Source organism: Solirhodobacter olei, assembly GCF_004010155.1.
GTDB classification, from domain to species: Bacteria; Pseudomonadota; Alphaproteobacteria; order Rhodobacterales; family Rhodobacteraceae; genus Solirhodobacter; species Solirhodobacter olei.
This window is the reverse complement of sequence record NZ_RRYH01000021.1, coordinates 54,162-76,550: the sequence shown is the minus strand read 5'-3', so window position 1 is coordinate 76,550 and position 22,389 is coordinate 54,162. Positions and strand designations below refer to the sequence as shown.

At 68.7% G+C, this 22,389-nt stretch carries 19 protein-coding genes; 7 read left to right on the top strand and 12 right to left on the bottom strand.

Features of this window, described 5'->3' with window-relative positions:
- Nucleotides 1-167 precede the first annotated feature (167 nt).
- A complete protein-coding gene (locus EIP85_RS15355; protein ID WP_127903095.1) occupies nt 168-530 on the top strand; it encodes a hypothetical protein in 363 nt (120 codons plus the stop codon).
- Between the two features lie 150 nt (nt 531-680).
- Here EIP85_RS15355 and EIP85_RS15350 read toward each other — a convergent pair whose 3' ends face one another.
- A complete protein-coding gene (locus EIP85_RS15350) occupies nt 681-893 on the bottom strand; it encodes a DUF1127 domain-containing protein (RefSeq protein WP_127903094.1) in 213 nt (70 codons plus the stop codon).
- 341 nt (nt 894-1,234) lie between these two features.
- On the opposite strand from EIP85_RS15350, the gene ruvC reads away from it, so the two are divergent.
- The 4 genes from ruvC to ruvB all read left to right on the top strand — a co-directional run bounded on the left by ruvC (nt 1,235) and on the right by ruvB (nt 4,560).
- Entirely contained in the window at nt 1,235-1,753 is a 519-nt protein-coding gene (ruvC, locus tag EIP85_RS15345) for a crossover junction endodeoxyribonuclease RuvC (RefSeq protein ID WP_127903093.1), read from the top strand.
- A complete protein-coding gene (gene ruvA / locus EIP85_RS15340) occupies nt 1,750-2,433 on the top strand; it encodes a Holliday junction branch migration protein RuvA (protein ID WP_127903092.1) in 684 nt (227 codons plus the stop codon). The genes ruvC and ruvA overlap by 4 nt, the downstream gene beginning before the upstream one ends.
- Before the next feature lie 90 nt (nt 2,434-2,523).
- Entirely contained in the window at nt 2,524-3,438 is a 915-nt protein-coding gene (htpX, locus tag EIP85_RS15335; RefSeq protein ID WP_127903091.1) for a zinc metalloprotease HtpX, read from the top strand.
- 93 nt (nt 3,439-3,531) lie between these two features.
- The gene (ruvB, locus tag EIP85_RS15330) at nt 3,532-4,560 is read left to right on the top strand and encodes a Holliday junction branch migration DNA helicase RuvB (protein ID WP_127903090.1); all 1,029 of its coding nucleotides are present in this window, start codon (nt 3,532-3,534) and stop codon (nt 4,558-4,560) included.
- 34 nt (nt 4,561-4,594) lie between these two features.
- Here the strand turns inward: ruvB and EIP85_RS15325 are convergent, their stop codons facing one another.
- From EIP85_RS15325 to xdhA, 10 genes are all read right to left on the bottom strand, one after another.
- The gene (locus EIP85_RS15325) at nt 4,595-4,954 is read right to left on the bottom strand and encodes a carboxymuconolactone decarboxylase family protein (RefSeq protein ID WP_127903089.1); all 360 of its coding nucleotides are present in this window, start codon (nt 4,952-4,954) and stop codon (nt 4,595-4,597) included.
- A gap of 37 nt (nt 4,955-4,991) precedes the next feature.
- Nucleotides 4,992-6,275, bottom strand: a complete 1,284-nt coding sequence (locus EIP85_RS15320; protein ID WP_127903088.1) for an NAD(P)/FAD-dependent oxidoreductase — start codon at nt 6,273-6,275, stop codon at nt 4,992-4,994.
- A gap of 144 nt (nt 6,276-6,419) precedes the next feature.
- Nucleotides 6,420-7,790: a dipeptidase gene (locus EIP85_RS15315; protein ID WP_127903087.1), complete on the bottom strand. Its 1,371-nt coding sequence runs from the start codon at nt 7,788-7,790 to the stop codon at nt 6,420-6,422.
- 210 nt (nt 7,791-8,000) lie between these two features.
- Nucleotides 8,001-9,086 carry a BMP family ABC transporter substrate-binding protein gene (locus tag EIP85_RS15310; RefSeq protein WP_127903086.1) on the bottom strand — a complete coding sequence of 362 codons (1,086 nt, stop codon included), beginning with the start codon at nt 9,084-9,086 and terminating at the stop codon, nt 8,001-8,003.
- A 49-nt stretch (nt 9,087-9,135) separates the two neighbouring features.
- Nucleotides 9,136-10,065, bottom strand: coding sequence for an ABC transporter permease (locus EIP85_RS15305; protein ID WP_127903085.1), 930 nt, complete (start codon nt 10,063-10,065; stop codon nt 9,136-9,138).
- Nucleotides 10,062-11,147, bottom strand: a complete 1,086-nt coding sequence (locus EIP85_RS15300) for an ABC transporter permease (RefSeq protein WP_127903084.1) — start codon at nt 11,145-11,147, stop codon at nt 10,062-10,064. Before EIP85_RS15300 ends, EIP85_RS15305 begins: the two co-directional genes overlap by 4 nt.
- On the bottom strand, nt 11,134-12,660 hold the full coding sequence (locus EIP85_RS15295) for an ABC transporter ATP-binding protein (RefSeq protein WP_127903083.1): 1,527 nt from the start codon (nt 12,658-12,660) through the stop codon (nt 11,134-11,136). The genes EIP85_RS15300 and EIP85_RS15295 overlap by 14 nt, the downstream gene beginning before the upstream one ends.
- Nucleotides 12,657-13,604 carry a xanthine dehydrogenase accessory protein XdhC gene (gene xdhC / locus EIP85_RS15290; RefSeq protein ID WP_127903082.1) on the bottom strand — a complete coding sequence of 316 codons (948 nt, stop codon included), beginning with the start codon at nt 13,602-13,604 and terminating at the stop codon, nt 12,657-12,659. Before xdhC ends, EIP85_RS15295 begins: the two co-directional genes overlap by 4 nt.
- Entirely contained in the window at nt 13,597-15,936 is a 2,340-nt protein-coding gene (gene xdhB, locus EIP85_RS15285; RefSeq protein ID WP_127903081.1) for a xanthine dehydrogenase molybdopterin binding subunit, read from the bottom strand. Before xdhB ends, xdhC begins: the two co-directional genes overlap by 8 nt.
- Nucleotides 15,933-17,318 carry a xanthine dehydrogenase small subunit gene (xdhA, locus tag EIP85_RS15280; protein ID WP_127903080.1) on the bottom strand — a complete coding sequence of 462 codons (1,386 nt, stop codon included), beginning with the start codon at nt 17,316-17,318 and terminating at the stop codon, nt 15,933-15,935. The genes xdhB and xdhA overlap by 4 nt, the downstream gene beginning before the upstream one ends.
- A gap of 237 nt (nt 17,319-17,555) precedes the next feature.
- Between xdhA and EIP85_RS15275 the strand changes: the two genes are divergently transcribed.
- The gene (locus EIP85_RS15275; protein ID WP_164871757.1) at nt 17,556-18,518 is read left to right on the top strand and encodes a cytochrome c oxidase assembly protein; all 963 of its coding nucleotides are present in this window, start codon (nt 17,556-17,558) and stop codon (nt 18,516-18,518) included.
- Between the two features lie 9 nt (nt 18,519-18,527).
- Here the strand turns inward: EIP85_RS15275 and EIP85_RS15270 are convergent, their stop codons facing one another.
- Nucleotides 18,528-18,713 carry a hypothetical protein gene (locus tag EIP85_RS15270; protein ID WP_127903078.1) on the bottom strand — a complete coding sequence of 62 codons (186 nt, stop codon included), beginning with the start codon at nt 18,711-18,713 and terminating at the stop codon, nt 18,528-18,530.
- 126 nt (nt 18,714-18,839) lie between these two features.
- On the opposite strand from EIP85_RS15270, the gene dnaE reads away from it, so the two are divergent.
- On the top strand, nt 18,840-22,340 hold the full coding sequence (gene dnaE / locus EIP85_RS15265) for a DNA polymerase III subunit alpha (protein ID WP_127903077.1): 3,501 nt from the start codon (nt 18,840-18,842) through the stop codon (nt 22,338-22,340).
- The last annotated feature ends 49 nt before the right edge of the window (nt 22,341-22,389 follow it).

Sequence of the window (22,389 nt, the reverse complement as noted above, 5' to 3'; positions counted from 1 at the left end):
CCTTTCCGAACAAGGCGATTGTGCGGCGGCTGGCCGGGGCGATTGGCCCCGATCCGCCGACAATCCTAATGGATTGTTAACCAAACCATTGATCTGTCTGCCTTATTTCTGACGCAAAGGCACCGCATTAAGGTCACCAGTCGGGGGCGACGACACTGGAGGCCGTGATGGCTGACGCGCAACTCCGCGATTTCTATGGCCGTGTGACCCGGATCCAGAAGGCATACCGCCGTGGCGGTGGGTTCGAGGCCGCCGGGGCACTGGGCCGGGCGCATTTCGTGCCGCCGCCGCCCGTGCGGATCCTGCCGATGCGCCGCCTGTTCCACATCGCGCTGATCGCCGCGGCGGCGGTGACGGTGCTGAAGGCTGCCATTTTCGTGAATATCGGGCCCGCGGCCTATGCCGCGCGGCTTGCCGAGCTGGAGCAGGGCGACCAGATCGGTCGCATCGGCGCCGTGATCATGACCGTCGATCCGGTGACCGCCCGCGCGGCGCAGGCGATCGGCTTCGCCCGCACACAGTTCAAGTAGGCAGGTTTCGGGGACGGAGTGCCCTGATGGGGGGCCAACTGCTTCGGCGGGTGGTCAAAATGGCGAAGGCCGCCTCGGGGTTCCGGGGCGGCCTTTCCTTCGGGCTGGATCCTGCGCGGCGGGGAGGGCGCCGCTACGCCGCGTGGGCGCTCAGATCCGGCCGCGGGCGATGTCCTCGATGTCACCACGGCACAGGCCGATATCGTCCAGTTCGTGGTCCGAGAGCGTCTCGAGCGAGTTGCGGGTGATGCGCGCATCGTTCCAGGCGGAGAGCATCGTTCCGACAGAGGAGAAGAAGCTCACGATGCGGTAGACGGTAATGGCGCCGAGGGGCGCCGGGCGGGTCGTCATTTGGGCGGCCATGGCGTCGGTCCTTGTTTCAAAAGTGCCCATGCATTGGGCATGTCGCTAGTGAAGCCGCACTTAGGCCCGGCGGATGGCCGACGCAAGCGGGCCAAAACGCATGGCCCACATGCAATTTCCGCATGGCTTTCGGCCTTTGAAACAAGGCTGAAACGAAGGTGCCGCCGACGGTGATCGTGCTGTCGTTTTCGATCTCGCGGGCGACGATTTCGGCGTCTCCCGTCGGCTAATTGTGTCGGGATTGTGGCGTGTCGCGTGATCGGCCCGGCGGGGCTTCGCACTGGCGGATGTTCGCCATCCGTGCTAGTCGTGTCTCAAAAGCAACAGGGGCAGGGCCGGACATGCGGGTTTTGGGGATCGACCCCGGGCTGCGGAACCTCGGCTGGGGGGTGATCGACGTCGCTGGATCGCGACTCACCCACGTCGCAAATGGGATCTGCCACTCTCAGTCCGGCGATCTGGCGCCGCGGCTTCTGACCCTGCACGAGCAGCTGACCGAGGTGGTGCGCCGCTACGCGCCCGACACGGCGGCGGTAGAGCTGACCTTCGTGAACAAGGATGGGGTGGCGACGCTGAAGCTGGGCCAGGCGCGGGGGATCGCGCTGCTGGTGCCGGCGCAGGCGGGCCTGACGGTGGGCGAATATGCCCCGAATGCGGTGAAGAAGACCGTGGTTGGCGTCGGCCATGCCGCCAAGGCGCAGATCGACCACATGGTGCGGCTGCACCTGCCGGGCGTCGACGTGGCCGGGCCCGACGCGGCCGACGCGCTGGCCGTCGCGATCTGCCACGCCCATCACATGCAATCCGCCGGCCGCTTCGAAGCCGCGCTGGCGCGGGCCACCGCCGGGGGCGGGCGATGATCGGGCGGATCGCGGGCGTGCTCGACTATCGCGGCTCCGACCACGTGCTGATCGACGTGCGGGGCGTGGGCTATATCGTCCATGTGTCCGAGCGCACGCTGGCGGGCCTGCCCGGCCCGGGCGAGGCGGTGGCGCTTTATACCGAGCTGGTGGTGCGCGAGGATCTGCTGCAGCTCTACGGGTTCCCTTCGATGATCGAGAAGGAATGGCACCGGCTCCTGACCACGGTGCAGGGGGTGGGTGCGAAGGCGGCGCTCGCGATCCTGGGGACGCTGGGGACGGAGGGCGTATCGCGCGCGATCACGCTGGGCGATGCGGCGGCGATCCGGGCCGCTCCGGGGATCGGGCCGAAGATCGCGCAGCGCGTGGTGCTGGAGCTGAAGGCCAAGGCGCCGGCGGTGATGGCGCTGGCCGGGCGGATGCCGGGGGCGGCCACGGTGGAGGCGGGCGAGGTGATCGAGGCCGCACCGGGTCCCGCCCCGAAACGCGGCCGCGCCGCGGTGGCGCCGGTCGATACCCGCGCGGCCCATTCCGCCGATGCACTCTCGGCGCTGGTCAATCTCGGCTATGGCCAGTCGGAGGCCGCGCAGGCCGTGGCCCAGGCAGCGGGCGAGGCGCCGGAGACCGAGGCCTCCGGCCTGATCCGCGCCGCGCTGAAGCTGCTCGCGCCCAAGGGGTAAGGCAGGGCAGAGGGTCGTGCCCCGATCTTGCCGGGGTTTCCCGCGCTTCCCATATCTCCTTCGGATCGCAGAGGAAGGAGCGGACGCGCGATGGGCTATGTGAAGACCGGCATCCTGATGGCGGCGCTGACGGCGCTTTTCGTCGGCATCGGCGGGCTGATCGGCGGGCAGGGGGGCATGGTCTTCGCCCTCGTCCTCGCCGGGGCCATGAACCTGTTTTCCTACTGGAATTCCGACCGCATGGTGCTGGCGATGCACCAGGCGCAGGAGGTCGACGCGCGTACGGCGCCGGATCTGCACGCCCTCGTCGCGGGCCTTGCCCGCGAGGCCGGGCTGCCGATGCCCAAGGTCTACCTGATCGAGGCCGACCAGCCCAACGCCTTCGCCACCGGCCGCAACCCCGACCATGCCGCGGTCGCCGCGACCACCGGCCTGATGCGGGCCCTCTCGCGCGAGGAACTGGCGGGCGTGCTGGCGCATGAGCTGGCCCATATCAAGCACCGCGACACGCTGATCATGACGATCACGGCCACCTTTGCCGGCGCCATCGCCATGCTCGCCAATTTCGCCTTCTTCTTCCGCGGCGGCGACCGCAACGGCATGGGCCTGTTCGGAACGCTGGCGATGATGATCCTGGCGCCGATGGCGGCGGGGCTGGTGCAGATGGCGATCAGCCGCTCGCGCGAGTACGAGGCCGACCGGATCGGGGCGGAGATCTGCGGCCGCCCGCTGTGGCTGGCCTCGGCGCTGGGCAAGATCGAGGGGCTGGCGCAGCGGATCGACAACCCGGCGGCGGAGCGGCATCCGGCGACGGCGCATATGTTCATCATCAACCCGCTGCATGCCCTGCCGCAGGACCGGCTCTTCGCCTCGCACCCGGCGACGGAGAACCGGATCGCCCGCCTGCGGAAGATGGCCGGGCAGGGCAAGGCGAGCGGCCCGGAGCGCCCGCTGCGCCCGACCGTGATCCCGCGCGTCAGCCGCCACGAGGGGCCCTGGCGCTGACCGCCCCTTGCGCCACCGCCCCTTGCACCAGGGGGCCTTTCCGGCGATTGTCGGGGCGAGCGGTGAACAATCCCTGAACAGGCGCCCCGGCAGATGGCCAGCCCCGACCCGACCCTCCGTCCCGATGTGCTGCCCGAGGACGCGGACCGCGCGCTCCGGCCGCAGAAGCTGGAGGATTTCATCGGCCAGGCCGAGGCGCGGGCCAACCTGCGGGTTTTCATCGAAAGCGCCCGGATGCGGGGCGAGGCGATGGACCACACGCTGTTCCACGGCCCCCCCGGCCTCGGCAAGACGACGCTTGCGCAGATCATGGCGCGCGAGCTTGGCGTTGGGTTCCGGATGACCTCCGGCCCGGTGCTGGCCAAGGCCGGCGATCTCGCCGCGATCCTGACCAACCTCGAGCCGCGCGACGTGCTTTTCATCGACGAGATCCACCGCCTGAATCCGGCGGTGGAGGAGGTGCTCTACCCGGCGATGGAGGATTTTGCGCTGGACCTCGTCATCGGCGAGGGACCGGCGGCGCGGACGGTGCGGATCGACCTGCAGCCCTTCACGCTGGTCGGCGCGACCACCCGGCTTGGCCTTCTCACCACGCCGCTGCGCGACCGGTTCGGGATCCCGACCCGGCTGAATTTCTACACGGAGGCGGAGCTGAACGAGATCGTCACCCGCGGCGCGCGGCTTCTGAACATCCCCGCCGATGCCGAGGGCTGCCGCGAGATCGCCCGCCGCGCCCGGGGCACGCCGCGCATCGCCGGGCGGCTCCTGCGCCGGGTCGTCGATTTCGCGCTGGTGGAGGGCGACGGCAACCTGCACCGCTCCATCGCCGACAGCGCGCTGACGCGGCTCGGGGTCGATCACCTCGGCCTCGACGGCGCCGACCGCCGCTACCTCAGCATGATCGCCGAGAACTACGGCGGCGGGCCGGTGGGGGTGGAGACGATCTCCGCCGCGCTGTCGGAGAGTCGCGACGCGATCGAGGAGGTGATCGAACCCTACCTCCTTCAGCAGGGGCTGATCCAGCGCAGCCCGCGCGGACGGATGCTGGCGCAGAAGGCCTGGCGCCACCTCGGGCTCGAGCCGCCGAAACCGGCCGGGCAGGCGGACCTGTTCGGGAAGTAACTCCCCCCCGACCGTTGTCCTTGCAGCCCCCGGATCACTCCTCCAGGGCGGTCTTTTTCGTGGCTTCGAGCGCGTCCCAGCAGGCCAGCGCGTGGCCGGCGTACATCAGCGCCGGGCCGCCGCCCATCTGGATCGCCACGGCAAGCGCGTCGCCCAACTCGGCGCGGGTGCCGCCGGCGCGCAGCAGCGCCTCGATGTGGTAGTTCGCACAAGGCTGGCAATGCTGGGCCACGGCGATGGAGACCGCCATCAGCTCCTTCATCTTGGCGGGCAGGACGCCCTCGGCATGGACGGCCTTGGAGAGCTCCGAAAAGCCCCTCGTGGCGCCCGGCACGGCCTTGTAGAGCGCGCGCAGTTCGCCGCGCATCTCCTGGATCTGCTCCTCGTAGGTCATCGCGGGCTCCCGTCTGCGGCTGGGCTGGGCGGGGCGGTCAGCCCTGCTCCACCTTCTTCAGCTTGTCGATGCCGAGCATCTTCATCGTCGCGGCCTCGTAGAAGGTCTCGGACGTGCCCTTCTTCACCTTCCGCATGAAGTATTTCTCGAAGCCGATCTTGGCGAGGTGGACCCATTTGCCCGAGGAGGACCAGTTGACGTTCCGGGGCGGGATCTGCGGCTGAGCGACGAAAGCCACGCCGTTGTCGCCGAAATCGGCGAGGCAGACGGCGTTCCATGTGGCGACCTGGTCGGGCTCCTTGCCGCGCAGCAGGTTGCCGATGTTATGGGCGGTGGCCGTCACCATGCTTTCGATCATGAAGCCGGTCTTGGGCACCCCAACCGGCACCGGCGTCGGCCCGGTGGGCGGGATGGCGATGCAGACGCCGATGCCGAAGATGTTGCGGTATTTCGGGTTCTGCTGGTGCTTGTCGACGATGGTGAAGCCACGCGGGTTCGACAGCCCCTCGATCCCCATCAGCGGCTTGATGCCCCGGAAGGCGGGCAGCATCATCGCGAAGCTGAAGGGCAGCTCCTTCTCGCCCTTGCTGGTGCCGTCGTCGGCGATCTGTTCGACGGTCATCTTGCCGCTTTCGACCTTCTTCACCTTGGAGGAGGTCATCCATTTGATGTGATGGTCGCGCATCTCGGACTCGAGCAGCCCATTGGTGTCGCCCACCCCGTCGAGGCCGAGATGCCCGATATAGGGTTCGGAGGTCACGAAGGTCATCGGCACCTTGTCGCGGATTTTGCGGCGGCGCAGCTCGGTTTCCAGGATGAAGGCGAATTCATAGGCCGGCCCGAAGCAGGATGCGCCCTGCACCGCACCGACGACGAGGGGGCCGGGGTTCTTGCAGAAATCCTCGAAGGCCTTGTTCGCGGCAAGCGCGTGGTCGAGGTGGCAGATCGACTGGGTGTGCCCCTCGGGGCCGAGCCCCTCGATCTCGTCGAAGGCCAACTCCGGCCCGGTGGCGATCACCAGGTAGTCGTAATCGACCGAGCTTCCGTCGACGAGGGTGATGCGGTTTTCCTCCGGCAGCACCTTCTCGGCCGCGACGGGGCGGAAGGCGATGCCCTTGCGCTTCATGGTCTGGGCGAGGTCGATCGTGACGTCCTCGCGCTTGCGCCAGCCGACCGCGACCCAGGGGTTGGAAGGGACGAAGTGGTAGATCGGATCCTTGGTGATGACCGTGATCCGGTCTTCCTTGCGGATCTGCTCGCTCAGTTCATAGGCCATGATGGAACCGCCGAGCCCCGCGCCCAGAACGACGATATGCGCCATGTTCAACCCTCCAGAACGGCTCACCTCCTCGTGAGTCGGTAAATCATATCACCGATTTGGAATATATATATGACCCAGATCAAGCCGCCCCCTGCGGCATTTCGGGCCGACGCGCGGGGGGTGGGGGCGGCCGTCCGGGCCTGGTCAGCCGCTGCCGAGGCGCTCCATCAGCCGGCAATAGGCCGTCTGGCCGGTGCGGAAGGCGTCGAGCCGAAAGAACTCGTCGGGGGCATGCAGGTTCTCGTCGCCATGGCTGAAGCCGAACATCACCGCATGAACGCCGAGCGTGTCGAGCAGCGTCGTCATCACCGGGATCGAGCCGCCGACGCGGGTCTGGAACGGGGCGGTGCCGTAGACCTCTTCCAGCACGGCGGCGGCCGTGGCGCTGGCGTTGTGCCCGGCGGGGACGAGGAAGGGATCGGCGCGGCCGGGCAGGCGGGCGACCTCGGCGGTGACGCCGGGCGGCAGATGGGCCTCGACATGGGCGCGGATGGCCTCGAAGATCTTCTCCGGCGATTGCGCGGCGACGAGGCGGCAGGTGATCTTGGCCCGCGCCTCGGCCGGATGGACGGTCTTGGTGCCCGCGCCCTGCCAGCCGCTGGTCAGCCCGTTGACGTCGAGCGTGGGCCGGGCCCAGAGCCGTTCGCGTGTGGTGTAGCCCGGCTCGCCGAAGGGGGCGGGGGCGCCGGTTTCGGCCAGGAATTCGGCCTCGTCATAGGGCACGCGGGCGATGGCGGCGCGGTCGGCGTCCGAGAGCGGGATGACGTCGTCGTAGAACCCCTCGACCGTGATGGTGCCGTCGGTGGATTTCAGCGAGGCAAGCACCTGCGCCAGCGCCATGGCCGGGTTGGCGATCCCGCCGCCGTAAAGGCCGGAATGCTGGTCGCCGCGCGGGCCGCGCAGGATGATCTCCAGCGACACGAGTCCCTTCAGCCCGAGCACCAGCTGCGGCATGCCGGGCGCCCATTGCAGCCCGTCGGAGGAGAAGATCATGTCGGCCGTCAGCCGGTCCGTATTGGCCGCGACGAAGGGCGGCAGGTCGGGCGAGCCGATCTCCTCCTGCCCCTCGAAGAAGAAGCGGACGTTGACCGGCAGGCGGCCGGAGGTCTTCAGCATCGCCTCTGCGGCGAGGATCGGGATGAACATGCCGCCCTTGTCGTCGGACGCGCCGCGGCCCCAGAGCTTTCCGTCGCGTACCTCCGGCTCGAAGGGCGGCGAGGACCAGAGCTCGAACGGCTCGGCCGGCTGCACGTCGAAATGGCCGTAGATCAGGATGGTGGGCTTGTCCGCCCCGGCATGGAGCCAGTCGGCGCAGACGACGGGATGGCCGGCGGTGGGCAGCACCTCGGCATGTTCGGCGCCGGCGGCGGTGAGGCGGTCACGCACCCATTCGGCGGCGCGCATCACGTCGGGGATGTTCTCTGGCTTGGCGGAGACCGAGGGGATGCGGACGAAGTCCTTGAGTTCCGCGACGAAGCGTTCCTGCTCGCGGTCGAGATAATCCTGCCAGCCCATGTCCTGCTCCCCGGTTCGGTTGGCCGCGATCCTGCGCGGGCGGCGGGAGAGGTGCAAGGGCGCGCGAGGAGGGGCAGCACGGCGGCGGAGGGCGGTGCGCGATAAATGCGCACCCTACGGGCCTTGCGCAGAGGAGGGCCAGTGCCTCGCCCGTAAATGAAAAGGCCCGGGCGAAACCCGGGCCAATCCAAATTCCTCGCCTGCGGCGGGTCAGCTCGGCAGCTTGCCCGTCATGCCTTCGACGTAGAAGTTCATCCCCAGCAGCGCCCCGTCCGAGGCGGTCTCGCCGGCCTTCAGCCAGGCCGAGCCGTCCTGCTTGTTCAGCGGGCCGGTGAACACATGCTCGGTGCCGGCCTTGATCCGGTCGTGCAGCGCCATCGCGTCGGCCTTCACGGCGGCCGGCACGGCGGACGAGATCTCGCCCACCTGCACGATGCCGGTGTCGATCCCGAGCCAGCTGTCCTTGGCGGTCCACTTGCCGTCCATCACGTCCTGCGCGCGCTGGATGTAATAGGGCGCCCAGTTGTCCATGATCGAGGAAATCCGCGGCTTCGGCGCGTATTGCATCATGTCGCTGTCCTGCCCGAAGGCGAGGATGCCGGCATCCTTGGCCTTGGCCATGGCGGCGGTGGAATCGGTGTGCTGCATCAGCACGTCCACCCCGGAGTCGATCAGCGCCTGGGCGGCATCGGCTTCCTTCGGCGGGTCGAACCAGGTGTTCACCCAGACCACCTTCATCTCCGCCTTCGGGTTCACCTTGCGGGCGTAGAGGAAGGCCGAGTTGATGCCGCGGACGACCTCGGGGATCGGGAAGGTGGCGATATAGCCGATCTTGTTGGTCTTGGTCATGTGCCCGGCGATGTTGCCGATCACCGCGCGGCCCTGGTAGAACCGCCCGCCGTAGTTCGAGACGTTGGGCGCGTCCTTGTAGCCCGTGCACATCTCGAACTTCACGTTCGGGAACTTCTTGGCCACGTTGATCGTCGGGTCCATGTAGCCGAAGGAGGTGGTGAAGATCAGCTTGCAGCCCGCGAGGCAGAGCTGGGTGATCGAACGTTCGGCATCCGCCCCCTCGGGCACGTTCTGGATCACCTTCGTCTCGATCTTGTTGCCGAAGTGCTTCACCATCTTCAGCCGGGCCTGCTCGTGCTCGTAGGTCCAGCCGCCATCGCCCGGCACGCCGAGGTAGATGAAGCCCACCTTGAGCGGCTCGGCCGCGGAGGCCTGCGTTGCCAGCCCCGACGCCAGAACGGTGCCCGTGGCAGCCGTCCCGGCAAGGAAATCTCTGCGTTTCATTTCCGTCTCCCCGTTGTTGCCGGGCACCTTGCCCGGAGTTTAGGCCTCATCAATCCGAGGCGTGGAACACGCGGCCCAGTGCCGCCGGCGCCCCGATCGCCGCGCGGCCCCGGCGGGCCGACATGACGACAAGCACCAGTATCGTTATCAGATAGGGCGCCATCGACAATATCTGGACCGGGATGGCAATCCCTGCCGCCTGCAGGCGGAGCTGCAGGACCGACACCCCGCCGAAAATATAGGCACCGAGCAGAACCCGCCCCGGCCGCCAGGAGGCGAAGACGACGATTGCCAGCGCGATCCAGCCGGCGCCCGCGGTGATGCCTTCCGTCCATTGCGGCACGCGCACGAGGCTCAGATAGGCCCCGCCAAGCCCCGCGCAGGCCCCGCCATGGGCGAGCGCCAGCGTCCGGATCAGCCGCACGCGGTAGCCCAGGGCATGGGCCGCGTCGTGGTTCTCCCCCACCGCGCGCAGGACCAGGCCCGCGCGGGTATATTTCAGGAAGGCCCAGGTCCCCACCACGAGGGCGAGCGAGAAGTAGAGCACCCAGTCATGCGAGAAGAGGATCGGGCCCAGGACCGGCAGATGCGCCAGCGGCCCGAAGGGCACGTTGGCCGTCGGCGGCGGCTTGATCCCGCTGTAGCCCTGCCCCATGAGCGAGGAGAGGCCGAGGCCGAAGAGCGTCGCGGCAAGCCCGGTCGCCACCTGGTTCGACAAGAGAACCTGCGTCAGGAAGGCGAAGAGCAGCGCCAGCGCCGCACCCCCGGCGGCGGCCGCGACGAAGCCCAGGAAGGGGCTCCCGGTATGGACCGCGACGATGAAGCCGCAGATGGCCCCGGTGATCATCATGCCCTCGACGCCGAGGTTCAGGACGCCCGAGCGTTCCGCCACCAGCTCGCCCAGCGCGGCCAGCAGGATCGGCGTGGAGGCCGCCATCAGAGAGGCGATGAGGACGACGGGATCGATGCCGGCGATCATGCCTGGGCCCTCCGCTTGATCCGGATCCGGTAGTTCGACAGCACGTCGACGCCAAGAAGGAAGAACAGCAGCATCCCCTGGAACGCCTGGATCGCCGCCGCGGGCAGGTTGAGCGAGAGCTGCGCGATCTCGCCGCCGATATAGGTCAGCGCCATCAGCAGGCCCGCCAGCAGGATCCCGATCGGATGCAGCCGGCCGAGATAGGCCACGATGATGGCGGTGAAGCCGTAGCCGACGTTGAAGCTGTCGGTGATCTGGCCCGCGGGGCCCGCCACCTCAAACATCCCCGCCAGCCCCGCGCAGGCGCCCGAAAGCCCCATGCAGAGCGAGAACAGCCGCTTGGGGTCGACCCCGGCGAAGCGGGCCGCGCGCGGCGCCTGGCCTGCGACCTGGATGTTGAAGCCGAAGATATGCCGCTTCAGCAGCACGTAGCCGATGATGACGGCAAGACCCGCCGTCACCACGCCCCAGTGCAGCCCGGTGCCGGCGATCAGCTCGGAATTATGGGCAGCGGGGTATTGCTGCAGGTTGCGGCTGCCCGGAAAACCCATGCCCTGCGGGTTGCGCATCGGGCCGAAGGCCATCCAGCTCTCGATGTTCTCGGCCACGTAGACCAGCATCAGCGAGACCAGGATCTCGTTCGTCCCGTAGCGGTTCTTCAGGAAGGCCGGGATCATCGCCCAGGCCCAGCCGCCGAAGGCGCCGGCCAGAACCATCAGCGGGAAGACGAACCAGTAGTTCGTCGGGTAGAAGGCCAGCGCCACGCCCATGGCCGCGATCGCGCCCATGATGTACTGCCCCTCCGCCCCGATGTTCCAGATCGAGGCGCGGAAGCCGAAGCTCAGCCCCACCGCGATCAGCACCAGCGGTCCGGCCTTCACCAGAAGCTGCGGGCGCGAGTAGCTTGCGAACTGCGCGTTGAAGAGCGGATCCCAGAAGATCGTGCGGATCGCCTCCACCGGGTCCTTGCCGAGCACCGCGAACATCAGCCCGCCGGCGATCATCGTCAGGATCACGGCGAGGATCGGCGTGACAATGGCCCAGGCCCGCGAGGGGTTAGGGCGTTTCTCAAGCGTGAGCATGGGCGACCTCCATCCCGTGGGCGCCGCCCATCATCAGTCCGATCTCATCCACCGTCAGGCCCTGCACCGGGCGCGGCGCCGAAAGCCGGCCGCCGTTCAGGGCGCAGAAGTTGTCGGCGATCTCCAGCAGCTCGTCCAGGTCCTGGCTGATCACCACCACGGCGGCACCCGCCGCCGCCCGGTCGATCAGCGCCTGCCGGATCGAGGCGGCCGCGGCCGCGTCGACGCCCCATGTCGGCTGATTGACGACAATGACGGTCGGATCCTGGCTCAGCTCGCGGCCGATGACGAATTTCTGCAAGTTCCCGCCGGACAGCGCACGGGCCGCGGTGCCCACGCCCGGGGTCCGGACGTCGAAATCCTTCACCACGCCCTCCGCGAAGCTGCGTGCGCTGGCCCAGTCGATCATCCCGTGCCTGACGAGGCCCTTGCGCACCGCGCCGGAAAGCAGCGCGTTCTCGGTCAGCGACATGTCGGGGGCGGCGGCATGGCCGAGCCGCTCCTCCGGTGCCGCGACGAGGCCGGCGAGACGGCGGGCGTTGGGGCCCTGATCGCCCACGCCGCGCCCGGCGATCTTCACCGCGTCGCGGTCCGTCGGGATCTCGCCCGAGAGCGCCAGCAGCAATTCGTCCTGCCCGTTGCCCGCGACGCCCGCGATGCCGAGGATCTCGCCCTTCCGTACGCGCATGTGGACGTTCTGCAGCGAGGTCCCGAAGGGGTTCGGCGAGGCGACCGACAGGCCCACGACGTCGAGCGCCACGTCGCCCGGCACCTTCTCGCCCCGCGCCGGCGGGGTCAGCGTCTCGCCGACCATCAGCTCGGCCAGCTCGCGTGCGGTCTTCTCGCGCGGCGTGCAGGTGGCCACAACCTTGCCGCGGCGCAGGATCGTCGCGCCGTCGCAGAGATCGCGGATCTCCTCCAGCTTGTGGGAGATGTAGAGGATCGCCGTGCCCTCGGACGAGAGCTGGCGCAGCGTCTTGAACAGGATCTCCACCTCCTGCGGCGTCAAAACCGAGGTCGGCTCGTCCATGATCAGCAGCTTCGGGTCCTGCAGCAGGCAGCGGATGATCTCCACCCGCTGGCGCTCCCCGGCAGAGAGATCGCCGACCAGCCGGTTCGGGTCCAGCGGCAGCCCGTAGTCTTCCGAGACGGTGCGGATGCGTTCGGCAAGCGCGCGCTGCGCCGGCGGGTTCTCCATCCCCAGCGCGACGTTCTCGGCCACGTTCAGGGCCTCGAACAGGCTGAAATGCTGGAACACCATGGCCACGCCCGAGGATCGCGCCTCGCGCGGCTCCTTCGGCTCATAGGCCGCGCCGCGCAGGCGCATGCGCCCGCTGTCCGGTTTCACGAGGCCATAGATCATTTTCACCAGCGTCGATTTGCCGGCCCCGTTTTCGCCCAGAAGGGAATGCACCTCGCCCTCGCGTATGCGGAAGGACACGTCGCTGTTGGCGACGACCCCCGGATAGGCCTTGGTGATCCCCTCGACGGCGAGGAGTTCCGTGTCCTTCATCCCGCGCTGTCCTTCTTCCCTGTCGCGGCGTCGTTATGTTTCAGGGCCGTCGCGGCGACGCCGATCGCAATGGCCTGTGGGTGCTTACCGAGCGTCCGGTCCCCGATCGGGCACCGGATGGCGGCGATGCGTTCCGGCGGATGGCCCAGGGCCTTCAGCCGGCTGCGGAAGCGCGCCCATTTCGTCTCCGATCCGATCAGGCCGAGCCCGGCGAAGCCCTGTCGCAGCAGCCGGTGGCAAAGCTCCAGATCGAGCGCATGGGAATAGGTCAGAACCAGGTGCTCGGCCCGGGCCGGCGCCCGGGCGGCCAGGTCCGCCGGGTTGGCGGCCCAGAGCCGGGTCACGCCCGCGGGGATCTCGGCGGGAAACCGGTCCTCGGCCACGTCGATCCAGGTGATCGCCACGTCCGGCAGGGGCGCCAGCACCGAAACCAGCGCGCGGCCGACATGGCCCGCGCCCCAGATCCAGATCTCGCGCGCGGGCCGGGCGAGCGGCTCGACCATCCAGCCCTGCACCAGCCGGGGCAGGGGAGGGATGCCCTCCGCCCGCGCCCGGTTGAGGATCCGACGCACGGCAAGGGGCATTTCTGCCGGCGCGCCATCGACCGGGCGGGCGATGACCTCCTGGGCCTCCAGCCCGGCCACGGCCCGGGCGTCATAGACCTCGGTCAGCACCGTCACCGCCCCGCCGCAGCACTGGCCCAGCGCGGGGCCGAGCGCCTGCCGGTCGATCCGGCTTCCGCCCGCGTCCAGCAGCTCCAGCGCCCGCCGCGTGGCTTCCCATTCCAGCGCGCCGCCGCCGATCGTGCCCGACTGCCCGCCCTGCCAGACCAGCATCGCGGCCCCGGTCTCGCGCGGCGAGGAGCCGTCATGCGATGCGATCACGACGCGCGCGACGCGCCCCTCGGCGGCGACCGCCGCGCGGAGGGCGGCGAGGTCAAACATCGCCCCGCACCCGGTTCACGGCGGCCAGCACCCGCTCCGCCGTCGCCGGCGCGTCGAGCGAGACGTAGTGGCTTCCGTCGCCGCAGGCCGCGACCGCGTCGCTCAGCGCGAGGAAGGCGGAGATGCCCAGCATGAAGGGCGGCTCGCCCACGGCCTTGGAGCGGTAGATCGTGTCCTCGACGTTCCGGCCGTCCCAGAGCTCGACGTTGAAGATGCCGGGCCGGTCGGAGCAGGCCGGGATCTTGTAGGTCGACGGCGCATGGGTCGTCAGGCGGCCCTTGCCGTCCCAGACCAGTTCCTCGGTGGTCAGCCAGCCCGCGCCCTGCACGTAGCCGCCCTCGATCTGGCCGCGGTCCAGCGCCGGGTTCAGGCTGGCGCCGCAATCGTGCAGGATGTCGGTGCGCAGGATCCGGTTCTCGCCGGTCAGAGTGTCGATCACCACCTCTGTCACCGCCGCGCCGTAGGCGAAGTAGTAGAACGGCCGGCCGCTGCCGTTCATCCGGTCCCAGGTGATCTTGGGCGTCTTGTAGAAGCCGGTGGCCGACAGGCTGATGCGCGCCTCGTAGACCATCTTGGCCACCTCGGCGAAGGCGTAATCCGCCCCGCCGACGAAGACGCGGCCCTCCTCGAAATGCACGTCCTCCGCGGCCACCTGGTGCCGCTCGGCCAGGAACGCCGCCATCCGTCCGCGGATGATGTCGCAGGCGGCCTTCACCGCCATCCCGTTCAGGTCGGAGCCCGAGGAAGCCGCGGTGGCGGAGGTGTTGGGCACCTTCGCCGTGTCGGTCGCTGTGATCTTCACCATCTCCGGCGCGACGCCGAAGCCCGCCGCCGCCACCTGGGCCACCTTGCGGAAGAGGCCCTGCCCCATCTCGGTGCCGCCGTGGTTCATGTGGATGGAGCCGTCCTGGTAGACATGCACCAGCGCGCCGGCCTGATTCAGATGGGTCAGCGTGAAGGAGATCCCGAACTTCACCGGTGTCAGCGCGATGCCGCGCTTCAGAACCGGGTTCGAGGCGTTCCACTTCGCGATCTCGGCCTTCCGCGCCTGATAGCCGGAGGTTTCCTCAAGCCGCGCCATCAGCCCATGCAGGATGAAATCCTCGACAGGCTGATGATAGGGCGTGCTCTGCACTTCGGCCTTTTTCTTGGGAGAAGTACTCCGGGGGTCCGGGGGCAGCGCCCCCGGCGCCTCCTCATAGAAATTCACCCGCCGCACCTCGGCCGGATCGCGCCCGAGGACGGCCGCGACATGGTCCATCACCCGCTCGATCCCCAGCATCCCCTGCGGCCCGCCGAAGCCGCGATAGGCGGTGGCGGACTGCGTGTTGGTCTTCAGCCGGTGGCTTTCGATCCGGATATCGGGGATGTGATAGGCGTTGTCGGCATGCAGCATCGCCCGGTCCGCGACCGGCAGCGACAGATCCTGCGACCAGCCGCAGCGGCAGAGCTGCAGGAACTCGACGCCCCTGAGACGCCCGTCCTCTTCCACGCCCACGCGGTAGTCGATGCGGAAATCGTGGCGCTTGCCGGTGATGACCATGTCGTCATCGCGGTCGTAGCGCATCTTGCAGGGGCGGCCCGTGCGCGCGGCGGCGATGGCGCAGGCGACGGCCAGCGCGTTGCCCTGGCTCTCCTTGCCGCCGAAGCCCCCGCCCATGCGGCGCACCTCGACGCGCACGGCGTTCATCGGCGCGTGAAGCGCATGGGCCACCTTGTGCTGGATCTCACTGGGGTGTTGCGAGGAGGAATGGACGATCATGTCGCCCCCCTCCTGCGGCAGCGCCAGCGCGGCCTGCCCCTCGAGGTAGAAATGCTCCTGCCCGCCGATCTCGATCGAGCCCTCGATGACCCGTGCCGCGCCCGCGATCGCCTTCGCGGCGTCTCCCTTGGACCAGGTGACCGGCCCGGCCTCGAAGCGGCTGCCGGCCGCCATGGCCTCGTCGATGGTCAGGATCGCGGGCAGCTCGCGGTAGTCGACGCGGCCGAGCCGCGCGGCCTTGCGCGCCGCGAGGTGGCTTTCGGCCACGACGAGGAACACCGGCTGGCCGACGTAATGGACCTTTCCGACCGCCAGCAGCGGCTCGTCCTCGGCGGAGGGCGAGCAGTCGGGCATATGTTCGAAATCTTCAGCCGAAAGCACGGCCAGGACGCCCGGCGCGGCGCGGACCTCGGAAAGGTCCAAGCCCGTGATCTCGCCATGCGCCACCGTCGAGAGGCCGAAGGCGAGGTACAGGCAGTCCGCCGGCACCGGGATGTCGTCGACGTAGCGGGCCTGGCCGGTGACATGCAGCTCGGCCGCGTCATGGGGCAGGGGTCTTGAAATGCTCATGCGCTCACCTCCAGCACGCGCACAGGGGCGCCCGAGAGATCCGCGAAGTAGCGCAGAAGCATGTTGCGGGCGCTCTCCAGCCGGTAGTCAGCCGAGGCGCGCATATCGGAAAGCGGCGTGAAATCCTTGGCAAAGGCGGGCAGGGCGGCCTTTACGGTCTGCTCGCTCCACGGCTTGCCGATCAGCGCGGCCTCCACCGCCGAGGCCCGCTTCGGGATTCCGGCCATGCCGCCGAAGGCGATGCGGGCGGCCGTGACCGCGCCGTTTTCGACCGTGATATTGAAGCAGCCGCAAACCGCGGAGATGTCCTGATCGAACCTTTTCGACAGCTTGTAGCAGCGCAGCGCCGGCGCGCTTGCAGGGATCGTGACCGCCGCCACGAATTCGCCTTTTTTGCGGTCCTGCTTGCCGTAGTCGAGGAAGAAATCCTCCAGCGGGATCGCGCGCATCTCTTCGCCGCGCCGCAGGTAGAGCTCGGCCCCCAGCGCGATCAGCGCCGGCGGGCTGTCCCCGATGGGAGAGCCGTTGGCGATGTTGCCGCCCAGCGTCGCGGCATTCCTGACCTGGGTGGAGCCGAAGCGCCGCAGCATCTCGGCGAAGTCGGGGTGGACCTCGACCATCGCCTTGCGCAGCGCCTCGATCGTGACGCCCGCACCAATGCCGAAGACCTCGCCCCGACGCTCGATATGCTGCAGGTCTGCAACGCCGTTCAGGAACGCGACCTCGGGCAGGTCACGCAGCGACTTGGTGACCCAGAGGCCCACGTCAGTCGCGCCTGCGATCAGGGTGGCCTCGGGATGGGCAAGGTACCAGGCTGCCAGCTCGTCGGAGCTGGTCGGACGGTACTCCGCCCCGGCGGTCTCTGCCGCGGCGAGGGTGGCAAGCGCCTTGCGGTCGGCCGTCATCCAGTCCGGCACCGGCTGATCGGCGGCCGCCTCGGCCGCGCGCACGATCGGCGCGTAGCCGGTGCAGCGGCAGAGGTTGCCGGCCAGCGCGTCGTCATGCCCGTGCTCGCCATTGAGATGCGCGACGGCCATGGAGACGACGAAGCCCGGCGTGCAGAACCCGCACTGGCTGCCATGATGCTCGACCATCGCGGCCTGAACCGGGTGCAGCGCGCCGTCCGGCCCGGCGATGCCCTCGACCGTGCGCACGGCCTTGCCGTGAAGCTGCGGCAGGAACAGGATGCAGGCGTTGAGCGCGCGGCTGCCCTCGGCATCGGTGACCATGACGGTGCAGGCCCCGCAATCGCCCTCGTTGCAGCCTTCCTTCGTGCCGGTCAGCCGCCGCGTCTCGCGCAGCCAGTCCAGCAATGTCCGTGTCGCAGGGGCGTCGCCGATCCGCACCGGCGCGCCGTTCAGGAGAAACAAGATCTCCGACATGGGTGTTTGACCCGCCGCCTTCTCCCCGTCCTGGGCCGTTGCGCCTTCGCCCGATGCGGCGTAAAGCGAAAGCGCGTGCCCGTACTTGCAATTCCCTTATGGCCATGAAGCCGGGGCGGCGGGAATATGGCAAGTGCAACTTTTAACCCGCCGAGGGAAGGAGTTTCACGTTTTGCCGAAGAATTCGCCGCACCAGCGCAGACCGCGCCACCGCCTTGTGCGCGGCGGAGCCATGTCATGATAATCGCTGCAGAGGCCCCGGCGCAAGCGCGCCCCGATCCCCGGGGGCTGATCCTGCAGGCCGCGATCCTCGTCTTCGGCGCCTTCCTGTGGATCGTGGCGGAACGCATGCCGGCGGACATGCCGCTGATCGGGCCCTATGACTTCGTGCCCTCGATCTACCTCGCCACGACGTTCACGCTGTTCTGGTACCTGCGCGGGCTGATGCGGCTTGCGCCCGCCCGGCGGCCGGCGCTGTGGCGGCGGGCAAGCTTCCTTGCCGGGGTCGTGCTGCTCTATTCGGTGGTGCAGACCGGGTTCGAATACCCGGCGCAGCGGATGTTCTTTCTCAACCGCATCCAGCACGTGGCCCTGCACCATATCGGGCCGGTGCTGATCGGGGTCTCCATGGCCGGGCCGGTGATCCTGGAGGGTGGTCCGGGCTGGCTGACCCGGCTGGCGAACAGCCGCTTTTCGGCGCGGGTCATGGCGGTGCTGCAGCAGCCCGCGGTGGCGACGGTGCTGTTCTCCGGCTCGTTCTACTTCTGGCTTTACCCGCCGGTGCATTTCTACGCGATGCTGAACACGCCGATCTACAACTTCATGAACTGGACCATGGCGCTGGACGGGATCCTGTTCTGGGCGATGGTGCTGGACACCCGCGCGCGGCCCGCCGCCCATGCCAGCTTCGGCACCCGGGCGGCGCTTTCCGTCGCCGTCATGTTCCCGCAGATCGTGCTCGGCGCGCTGATCACCTTCGCGGGCCACGACATCTACCCGTTCTACGCCTTCTGCGGGCGGTACTTTCCCGGCATCTCGGCGGTGATGGACCAGCAGATCGGCGGGATCATCATCTGGATCCCCCCCGCGATGATGAGCGCGGTGGCCCTGATCGTGGTGCTGAACAACATGCGCCGGGTCGAGGTGCGGCGCGCGGCCGGGGCGCGCGGCCAGGCGGAGGTGCGCGGCCGGGCCGCCTAGGCTCCGGGCTCAGCCGCCGTAGACCACCAGAAGCGCCACCGCGAAGGCCGCGGCCAGCATCGCCAGCGCGCCGCCGATCAGGATCAGCGCGAGGTTGCGGTTGCCGCGGGCCACCTGCACGCGCTGCTCTGCCGCGGTCGCGGGGCCCTCGGCCTCTTCCGGCCCGGCGTCTTCCATCTCTGTCTGTGAACTCATGGCGCCCTCTCTCCCCCGTCTTCTCTAGGCCCTCGCGCGCGCGGTTCCAAGCCGGTGCGGCCTTTCGCCCCGCGCGGGCCCCGAGCGGCGTTGCGGAGCCCCGGCGATCCGCACTACCCTTGCGCCATGAGCGCGCCCCGATTCATCCACCTCCGCCTTCACACAGAATATTCGCTCCTCGAAGGGGCGGTGCCGGTGAAGAAGCTGATCGGTCTCTGCCAGAAGGCGGAAATGCCCGCCGTGGCCGTGACCGACACCAACAACCTGTTCTGCGCGCTGGAATTTTCCACGCTGGCCGCAGGCGCGGGGCTGCAGCCCATCATCGGCTGCCAGGTCTCGCTGACCTACGATCCGGTGCAGCCGGGCGAGCGGCCGCGCGACCCCGCGCCGGTGGTGCTGCTGGCGCAGACCGAGACCGGCTACCGCAACCTGATGAAGATCAACTCCTGCCTCTACCTGACCAAGCCCGGCCTTCTGCCGCAGGTCACGCTGGAGGAGCTGGAGGAACATGCCGAGGGCCTCATCTGCCTCTCCGGCGGCCCCGACGGGCCGGTGGGCCGCCTGTTGCAGGCCGGCCAGCGCCCGAAGGCGGAGGCGCTGATGGCCCGTCTTGCCGCGATCTTCCCGACCCGGCTCTACGTCGAGCTGCAGCGCCACCGGGGCGAGGACGGCGCGGTGCCCGAGGCCGAGCGCCTGACCGAGCGCGGCCATGTCGAGATGGCCTATGCGATGGCCCTGCCGCTGGTCGCGACCAATGACGTCTACTTTCCGAGGCCCGAGATGTACGAGGCGCATGACGCGCTCCTCTGCATCGCCGACGGCGCCTATGTCGACCAGCAGGAGCCGCGTCGCCGGCTGACGCCGCAGCATTACTTCAAGAGCGAGGCGGAGATGGCCGCGCTCTTCGCCGACCTGCCCGAGGCGCTGGAAAGCACGGTGGAGATCGCGCGGCGCTGTGCCTACCGGGTGAAGAAGATCGCGCCGATTCTGCCGCGCTTCGCCGATGACGAGGTCGAGGAGCTGCGCCGCCAGGCCTGGGAGGGCCTCGAGGCGCGACTGAAGGTGATCCCGCACGCGGCCTCGGTCGAGGCCTATCAGGAACGGCTGAAATTCGAGCTGGGCATCATCGAGCAGATGGGCTTTCCCGGCTACTTCCTGATCGTTGCCGACTTCATCAAATGGGCCAAGGAGCATGACATCCCGGTGGGTCCCGGCCGGGGCTCCGGCGCGGGCTCGCTGGTGGCCTATGCGCTGACCATCACGGACCTCGACCCGCTACGCTACTCGCTGCTTTTCGAGCGGTTCCTGAACCCCGAGCGGGTCTCCATGCCCGACTTCGACATCGACTTCTGCATGGACCGGCGCGAGGAGGTGATCCACTACGTCCAGGAGAAATACGGCCGCGACAAGGTGGGGCAGATCATCACCTTCGGCGCGCTGCTGTCCAAGGCCGCGGTGCGTGACGTCGGCCGCGTGCTGCAGATGCCCTACGGGCAGGTCGACCGGCTTTCCAAGATGATCCCGGTCGAGGGGGTGAAGCCCGTCTCCGTCGAGAAGGCGATGAGCGACGAGCCGCGCCTGCGCGAGGCCGCGAAGGCGGAGGAGGTCGTGGCGCGCCTGCTGGAGATCGCGCAGAAGATCGAGGGGCTGCTCCGCAACGCCTCCACCCATGCCGCGGGCGTGGTGATCGGCGACCGGCCGCTCGACGCGCTGGTGCCGCTCTACCAGGATCCGCGGTCGGACATGCCGGCCACCCAGTTCAACATGAAATGGGTCGAATCGGCGGGTCTCGTGAAGTTCGACTTCCTCGGGCTGAAGACCCTCACCGTCATCCAGAACGCCGTGGACCTGATCCGCGGCACCGGCCGGCACCTGCACATCGCCGCCGACGGGACCGAGCTCTACCAGCCCCCCGAGGGCGCGGTGGACGAGATCAACGCCATCCCGCTCGACGACAAACCGACCTACGAGCTTTACGCGGGCGCCAAGACCGTCGCCGTCTTCCAGGTGGAAAGCTCGGGCATGATGGATGCGCTCCGGCGCATGAAGCCCACCTGCATCGAGGATATCGTCGCCCTCGTGGCGCTCTACCGGCCCGGCCCGATGGAGAACATCCCGACCTATTGCGAGGTGAAGAACGGGCTGAAGGACCTCGAGTCGATCCACCCCACGATCGACCACATCCTGGCCGAGACGCAGGGCATCATCGTTTACCAGGAACAGGTGATGCAGATCGCCCAGGTCATGGCGGGCTATTCGCTCGGTGGCGCCGACCTTCTGCGCCGCGCCATGGGCAAGAAGATCAAGGAGGCGATGGACGCCGAGCGCCCCAAGTTCGTCGAGGGCGCGAAGAAGAACGGGGTGGACGCGCGCAAAGCCTCCGAGGTCTTCGACCTGCTGGAGAAATTCGCCAACTACGGCTTCAACAAGTCCCACGCCGCGGCCTATGCCGTGGTCAGCTACCAGACCGCCTGGCTGAAGGCCAACCACCCGGTGGAGTTCATGGCCGGGGTCATGAACTGCGATATCCACCTTACCGACAAGCTCGGCGCCTATGCCGAGGAGGTGCGCAAGGGTCTTGGTATCAAGATCGACCCGCCCTGCGTCAACCGCTCGCTGGCCACCTTCTCGGTCAAAGAGGGCCGCGTGGTCTATGCGCTTGGCGCGCTGAAGAACGTGGGCGTGGAGGCGATGCGGCTGATCGTGGAAGCCCGCGACGGCAAGCCCTTCGTCACGCTTTTCGACTTCGCGCGCCGCTGCGACCTGAAGCGCATCGGCAAGCGGCCGCTGGAAATGCTCGCCCGCGCCGGCGCTTTCGACCAGCTCGACGCCAACCGCCACCGCGTCTTCGCCTCGCTCGACGCGCTTGCCGCCTATTCCGCCGCGATCCACGAGCAGAAGGCCTCCAGCCAGGTCTCGCTCTTCGGCGAGGCGGGGGAGGACCTGCCGGAGCCGCGGCTGGCACAATGCGACGACTGGTTCCTGAACGAGCGGCTGGACCAGGAGCAGCAGGCGATCGGCTTCTACCTCTCGGGCCATCCGCTGGACGATTACATGGCGCCGCTGAAGCGCAAGGACGTGAAGACGCTGGCCGAGGTGACGGAGGCCGCGCGCCGCGGGCCGCTGGTGGCGAAGATTGCCGGCGCCGTCTCCGGCCGGCAGGAGCGGAAATCGGCGCGCGGCAACCGCTTCGCCTTCGTGCAGGCCTCCGACCCGACCGGGCGCTACGAGGTCACCGTCTTCTCCGACACGCTGGAAGCCGCGCGCGACCTGCTGGAGACCGGCAACAAGGTGGTGATGGTGGTGGAGGCCAACCTCGAGGGCGACACGCTGAAGCTGCTTGCCCGGGGCGTGCAGCCGATCGACCAGGTCGCGGCCCAGGCGGGCAGCTCCGGCCTGCGCATCCACCTTGGCGGGCCCGAGGCGCCGGCGGCCGTGGCCAGCATCCTCGCCCGCTTCGCCGAGGACCGCGCGGCGGCGCGGCTGCGCGGCCCGATCACCTTCTGCGTCGCCGACGAGCAGGGGCGCGAGATCGACATCGCCGCCGGTGACGGCTTCCCGGTCTCGCCCCAGATCAAGGGCGCGCTGAAGCATGTCGCAGGCGTCGTGCTGGTCGAGGACCTCTGAGGAAAGAAGGGGGCTGTCCGCCCCCTTTTGGCCTCTGGCCAATTCACCC